Annotated in this window: 1 protein-coding gene; it reads right to left on the reverse strand. The window is 38.6% G+C overall.

The genetic code is table 11. The features are described from left to right. Nucleotides 1-1,016 (reverse strand): IS630 family transposase gene (locus HT715_RS10405; RefSeq protein WP_172922943.1). Its coding sequence is split into 2 segments (ribosomal slippage), with 1,018 coding nucleotides annotated over them: nt 1-521 and nt 520-1,016; the frame shifts between segments, so codons are not numbered across the junction. This gene is flagged as partial in the annotation. Nucleotides 1,017-1,021 lie beyond the last annotated feature (5 nt).

Raw genomic sequence — 1,021 nt, forward strand, 5'->3', positions numbered from 1 at the left:
GTCTACTGACAGTGGACTTTAAAACGCTTTTTTCCAGTCCTTGAATAACTTCTTGAAGCTTATCAATGACGGCTTCCAATGTTTGGAAAACCTTGTTTTTAAAACCTCGTTTTCGAATTTCTTTCCAGACTTGTTCAATAGGGTTCATTTCTGGTGTATAAGGTGGGATAAAAGCCAACTCAATATTACTTGGAATCTCTAAGGTACTTGATTTATGCCATATAGCATTATCCATGACAAGTAAAATATAGTCATCTGGATAAGCTTGTGAGACTTGCCGTAGAAATTCATTGGTCCACTCAGTATTGCATCCTCCAGCAATGAGGAAAAAGGAATCTCCTGTCTGAGCATCTACTGCCCCATAACAATAGCGATATTCTCGCATATAATGACTAGGAATGCTAGGTCGGATTCCTTGAGGAGCCCAACAAGAACTCATCTTACTGATTCTTCCGAAACCAGCTTCATCTTGGTACATCAAACGTACTTTGTTATAAGTCCCCTCTTCTTTAAAGCGCTTACTTAAGGTCTCGAATGTAGATTTTATTTTTAGACGTCTCAATTGTCTGAGCGTCTGCCTTCTTGGGATGCTCAGGTCGAGGAGTGACCGTTCGCCAACCATGTCGTTTCAGGAGATAATAGAAACCATCACGTGTGGAAGTGCGACCAATCTCTTTTTGATAGGCTTCAAATAACTGATTGACAGTTACAAATTCCCCAGCCTGAGCAGCTTCTATATGACGTTTTAGAAATGCTTGTTCTTCTTCGTAAGTCATATATTCTCTATGACGTCCACCACGGGTCTCTTGAAGAAGCGCTTCTAAACCAAACTCCTTATATTTTTTCAAATTCCTCCAAACAGTTGTTTTATTGCAATCTAGCAGATCCATGATTTCCTTATAACTCTTTTCTTTTGAGCGAAAATAAATAATCTGTAGACGTTTGTGATATTTGGCGTACGATGAATCTCTTAGGAGTTGTTCAATTTTTTGTGTTTCTTCGTTTGTAAGTTTCATAACTA

It is taken from the genome of Streptococcus sp. 4155, from assembly GCF_013276695.1.
In the GTDB taxonomy this organism is placed as follows: Bacteria; Bacillota; Bacilli; order Lactobacillales; family Streptococcaceae; genus Streptococcus; species Streptococcus pseudopneumoniae.